5 protein-coding genes are annotated in these 5,496 nt (G+C 61.9%); 1 reads left to right on the top strand and 4 read right to left on the bottom strand.

Going from position 1 to position 5,496, the window contains the following annotated elements:
* Positions 1-1,062, top strand: a 1,062-nt coding sequence (locus tag J8I34_RS33150) for an AraC family transcriptional regulator (protein WP_245176326.1), incomplete at its 5' end; no start/stop codon positions are given.
* A gap of 33 nt (positions 1,063-1,095) precedes the next feature.
* On the opposite strand, the gene J8I34_RS33145 is transcribed toward J8I34_RS33150, so the two are convergent.
* The 4 genes from J8I34_RS33145 to J8I34_RS33130 all read right to left on the bottom strand — a co-directional run bounded on the left by J8I34_RS33145 (position 1,096) and on the right by J8I34_RS33130 (position 5,369).
* The gene (locus tag J8I34_RS33145; RefSeq protein WP_209808427.1) at positions 1,096-1,659 is read right to left on the bottom strand and encodes an RBBP9/YdeN family alpha/beta hydrolase; all 564 of its coding nucleotides are present in this window, start codon (positions 1,657-1,659) and stop codon (positions 1,096-1,098) included.
* A gap of 85 nt (positions 1,660-1,744) precedes the next feature.
* Complete coding sequence (locus J8I34_RS33140; RefSeq protein ID WP_209808425.1) at positions 1,745-2,764, bottom strand: NADP-dependent oxidoreductase; 1,020 nt, start codon at positions 2,762-2,764, stop codon at positions 1,745-1,747.
* Positions 2,765-2,939: 175 nt separating this feature from the next.
* Positions 2,940-4,208, bottom strand: coding sequence for an MFS transporter (locus J8I34_RS33135; protein ID WP_371748195.1), 1,269 nt, complete (start codon positions 4,206-4,208; stop codon positions 2,940-2,942).
* Positions 4,209-4,340: 132 nt separating this feature from the next.
* Positions 4,341-5,369, bottom strand: coding sequence for a beta-keto acid cleavage family enzyme (locus J8I34_RS33130; RefSeq protein WP_209808421.1), 1,029 nt, complete (start codon positions 5,367-5,369; stop codon positions 4,341-4,343).
* Positions 5,370-5,496 lie beyond the last annotated feature (127 nt).

Raw genomic sequence — 5,496 nt, 5'->3', positions numbered from 1 at the left:
TCCAGCAACAAGACCGCACCATTGATAACCGGCAGCCGCTACCCCGGAGGGCGACCCATGAGCCGACTAGTGCGTAGCGCCACGCTGTCCCGCTATGCCGAGGTCGCCCGATCGGTGGGGCTGGACCCACTGAAGATGGTGGCCGACGCCGGGCTGCCCAGAAGCTGTCTGGACAGCGCAGACAGCCTGATCTCTGCCAGTGCCGCCTGCCGGCTCCTGGAGGCGTCAGCGGCCGCGTCCGGGACCGAAGACTTCGGCCTGCGCATGTGCGAGAGCCGCCGCCTATCGGTGCTCGGGCCGCTCGGCATGGTGGTTCGGGACTCCCCGACCTTGCGCGATGCCCTGAATGCCATGATCCGCTACATCTCGCTGCACAGCGAGGCTGTGGTCCTCAGCGTTGAAGAAAGAGACGGCGCATCGGCCATCTGCATGTCCCTGATGGTCGAACATGGAGGCGTCACGCGCCAGGCCGACGAAATGGTGCTGGGATCGCTTTACCGCATGCTCCGGGAACTCATGGGTCCGGCCTGGCGGGTGCGGAGCATTTGCCTATCGCACGCCGCCCAAGGGATTCGCGCGTCCTACCTCCGGGTATTTGGCCGGGCCGTGGACTTTGGCGGGGACTTCAACGGCATTGTTTGCGATCTCAGGGACATGGATGCCGTGCCGCCCGGCGTCCAGCCGGAATTGGCGCGATATGCGCATGCGTACCTGGACTCCCTTATCGCACGGTCAGACAAATCCATGTCGGAGCGGGTCAGGCGAATGGTGCTGTCTCTGCTCCCTGGCGGACACTGCAGCGTCGACCGGGTCGCGAGCCAGCTCGGCATCGACCGGCGCACGGTCCACCGCAGGCTGTTGCAGGAAGGATCCACCTTCAGCGGCATCCTTGATGAGATCCGTGTCTCGCTTGCCGTCCAGTATCTCGGGCGTTCCGAGCGCTCGGTCACCTACGTCGGCGTGCTACTCGGGTTCTCGATGCAGAGCGCATTTTCCCGCTGGTTCCGAGGCCATTTCGGCTGTAGCCCGAGCGCATGGCGTGGCCGGACTCCGGCAGATTGACCCTGCGCCAGCGCCGCGCGTGGCGGCGAGCGTCTAGCCGGCATCGAGCCGCGCAATCAACTGACCCGCCATCGGCCAGGGACCGTATCCGGACGCTGGGTTCAGGTGTCCAACCTTGCCCAGGTCGACCGTGTCACTTCCCCAGGCATTCGCCAGCTCGATCACCCTCGAAAGTTCACCCAAAGGATCGTTCTGGCTGGTAGCGACCAGGCTAGGAAATGGAAGCCGCTGGCGCGGTACTGGAAGCCATCCGCTGGCCTGGATCGAATCCAGGCTCGGATAGCCATCCGGCAAAGGGCGTTCAAAGTCTGGCGGACATGCAAGCAGCGCGCCTTTGATGCGCGCCACGTGCGCGGTTGTAAGGGCCCAATGCGCAAGCATGATGCAGCCACCGCTGTGTGCGACCAGCAGAACAGGGCCGTCGATGTCCGCCACGGCCTGCTCAATCGCCGCGACACGGTTGGAGCAATCGAGATTCGCGCGCCCCATCGGCGGCACGGTACGCGCCTCGGGTAACCGCTCGGCCAGCAGTGTCTGCCAATGGTCCACAACCTGATCTCGCAGGCCAGGGACGATGAGCACAGTGGATTTTGTCATGGTGGAATTCCGTTTAAGTGCTGCACGACGCGGACCTGTAAAACGGCTTACATCTGAGCTCTAACGACATGTAGGGTTGCAACACTCAACCGATCGTCGGTTCCGGCGAAAGGCGAACGAGCTGCTTGCCGATGTTCTTGCCGGTGAACAAGCGGTTCAGGGCCGCCGGAGCCTGCTCGATACCGTCGGCGATGTCCACCCGGTATTTGAGCTCGCCGTCCCTGACCCACTTCGCCATGACCTCCAGGGCTTCCGGAAATCTCGAGCGATAATCGGAAATGAGGAAGCCTTCGATCCGGGCGCGCTTCATGACCACATTGCGGAACATCTTCGGGCTCCACCAGTCGCCGTTTGCGTTGTAGGTCGAGATCATCCCGCAGAGCGCGATGCTGGCGCCGGGGTTGATGAGCGTCAGCACGGCATCCATCGTGTCTCCGCCCACGTTCTCGAAATCGACGTCGATGCCGTCCGGACAAGCTGCGCGAAGATCGGCAAGCAGGTTGCCGCCCTTGTAATCGACACAGGCGTCCAGGCCGAACTCCTCCCTGACGAGCCGGCACTTGCTGTCACCGCCCGCGATACCCACGACCCGGCAGCCGAGGATCTTGCCGATCTGCCCGGCGATCGAGCCAACGCCGCCCGCGGCAGCCGACACGACAATGGTGTCGCCGGCCTTCGGCCTGGCGATATCGAGCATGCCAAAGTAGGCGGTCAGGCCGGAGTTGCCCAACACGCTCGCATGTGCGTGCAGAGGCAGGCCGTACTCCACGGGAATGCGCCTGCCGGTCTTCGTCACCGAGTACTCTTCCCAGGCCATGCCGCCTTCGACGACATCGCCTGGTTTGAATTCCGGATTGTTGGACTCGACCACCACACCCATGGTCACGCCGCGCATCACGTCACCAAGTGCCACCGGTGCCATGTACTGGTCGATCTGGCTCATCCAGACGCGATTGGTCGGCGCCACCATGAGGTAGACGTTGCGCACCAGCATCTCGCCATCTCCGGGCTCCGGCATCGGGGATTCAACGAGTTGAAGATCATCGTCGGCAATGTCGCCGACCGGGCGCTGACTGAGAATCCAGCGTCGGTTCATTTTCGTCATAGGTACCTCTTCAAAGTTTTCTCCCGGTGCCAAGCCAGGAACCGCACCCGGATAGCCGGTTGTCGCAATGTTGTTCCCGAGTCAACAGGCCACCCTCTTTCCCAGGGGGCAGGTCTGCAATGGCTCGTTGTGATTCCCCAGAATCAGGGAGGGATGGATGCTAATGTGCTGCCTGCTACTGCTTTGCCTCCAAGCGGCGCAGGTCGCGCTCATAGGTAACCTTGGCGCAGGCAAATGCCAAAGCAGCGCCGACCGAAACAAGCGGGATGAGTTGCAGGGCACCAAGCAAGCCGATCTTGTCTGCCAGGACTCCGGTCAGGTAGGGGCCAGGAGCTCCGCCGAGCAGATTGTTGACAAGGGTCAAAATGGCAAGGGCAGTAGAGAGGATTGATGCGTGCACGAGATTCGTGACCATTGCACCCGCAGGTCCCCAGGTCCCCAGGGTAAAGAACACACCGGCGGCGATCACCGCGAACTGGGCGCCTTCAGGCTGCATCCGCATGCCGGTCATCAGGAGTGCGCCTGACCCGAGGCAGTAGATGATAGCGAGTGTCGCTTTGCTTCGAGGCGACTTGCGCCCGATCCAGTCAGTGAAGATCCCGCAGACGGCCATGCCGATCGCGCTGACAATGAGCATCGCCGCGGCAGCCAGAGCTGACTTGTCTGGGGCCATGTGATGGTAGCGATTGAGATAACTGGGCAGCCAGGCGATGATGGCGTAGGCCGTAAATATCTGGAGGGCGCTTCCGACATACGTAAATATCAGTGTCGGGGTACAGAAGAGAGGCTTGAGAAGTTTGGGAAGCAACTCGCGCTCGCCGCTGCGCGACGTACTAACAGGATGGTGTTCGTGGCGTTTCACGCGGGATTCGGTAACGGTGACCGCGAAAATCACGCCAAGCAGCAGACCAAATGCTGCCATGCCGACGAACGCGGTACGCCAGCCAAAGTGGGTTGCCATCACACCGCCGGCGGCCATGCCCAGCACCGAGCCGACCATGCCGGCGGCAGTAAAGGCGCCTGTCAGCGTGGCACGCATGGAAGGAGGAAAAACACTCAGGATGATGGCAAGTCCGACACTGCCATAGCCGGCCTCACCAAGGCCCACGAACAGTCGGGCGATAAGCATGTGGTCATAGTTTTCTGCAAGCCCGCAACCCAGGCTGGCGAGACTCCAGAACAATGCCATCAGCAGAACGCTCCAGGTGCGGTTCCAGCGGTCAGCTACCAGGGCGATCGGAAAGGCCAGCGTGCCGAGCTGTGCGTCGGTTAGATGCCACTCGGCCTTGAGTTGGGGGAAAATGGCATTCAGGACCTGTCTCGACATGAAATCGGAGAGCATCAGGCCGAAAAGCAGGCCGAATACCAGCCATGCAAACGCGCGCGACTTTGACGTTCGCGGCCGGACATCGACCCCAGCATATGAGGCGGCATTCTTTTCCATCATTGGTCCCCTTGTGTCGCCGCGAAAGGCGAGGCGTTACCTGGTTAAACAACTGCGACGAATTGGAAGTGGCACCAGCCTCCCGGCGGGCGAAGCACGAGTGCACCGCCATGCCGGGCCATGGCGTTCGCGTCAGGCGATGCGCAGTTGGCGGTCGGTCAAACCAGGCTTCCGGTTCGGTGCCATGCCGTTGGCTCCCAGCGTCCCGTCGATGCTGTCGTACCAGGTGCCTACGCGGTAGATCTCGCGGCCCAGTTCCTTCGCCACGCGCACGCACTGCTCGATCTGTTGCACCGAGGTCATGCGATTGCCGTGCTGGTCGATGATCGTGTCCTCGATGCCGCAGCGCGGATGCAGGCCCATCGCCATAGCCATCATGTTGAACGGCAGCACGTTCTTCAGCAGCGACTCGGCGGTCAGCGTGCAGCCGTTCGGGGCGCGATGGATGAAGTTGAAGAAGTTGAATGGGTTGGGGCCGTCGAAGCCGCCGCCAATGCCGATCCACGTCAGGTTCAGCGGACCCTTGTAGACTCCCTTGCGCACGAGGCGCTCAAGAGTCTCGAGTGCATGAATACCCGTTAGCTGGAAGTGCGGCTGGATCCCCGATGCGCTCAGGCGACGCAGGTGCTCTTCCACCCATGCCGGGCCAGCCGGCACGGTCATCTCGCGATAGGCTTCTACATATGCCGGATTGGACAGCGAGGTACCCTCGAGATACTCGGGGTACAGCAGTTCCATGATGTTCATCTGCGAGGTGTTGATCGCCACGGTCACCTGGTCCGGCCTGGGATCGAGGTCGGCCAGCATGTGTCGTGTATCGTCGGACAGCCACTTGGCGGCCTGGCCCTCATCTTCCGGCGCGAAGGATATCGAGCCACCCACCTGGATGATCATGTCGGGCACGGCTGCACGCACGCCGGCAATCAGTTCATTGAACTTCGACAGGCGCTTCGAGCCCTTGCCGTCGAGTTCGCGCACGTGCAGGTGCAGCACGGTGGCACCGGCGTTGTAGCAGTCAACGGCCTTCTGGATCTGCTCTTCCATCGTCAACGGAATGTCTTCGGGGAAATCCTCCGGCATCCACTCGGGGCCGTACGGGGCCACCGTGATGACAACCTTGTCCATGTTTTCAGGGTGGAGGGAATCGTCGAAAAACTGCATGGGCTATGTCTCCTATTGGTTTGTCAATATGGGTTAGCGGCGAAGAAGTGTGGAGCCCCGGGTGAGAATGAATGGGCCTGTAGAGCCTGCGGCTGCCGGTTATCAATGGTGCGGTCTTGTTGCTGGG

It is taken from the genome of Cupriavidus phytohabitans (assembly GCF_017815025.1).
GTDB lineage: Bacteria > Pseudomonadota > Gammaproteobacteria > Burkholderiales > Burkholderiaceae > Cupriavidus.
Note: the sequence above shows the minus strand (reverse complement) of the source record. Positions and strands in the feature narration are given on the sequence as shown.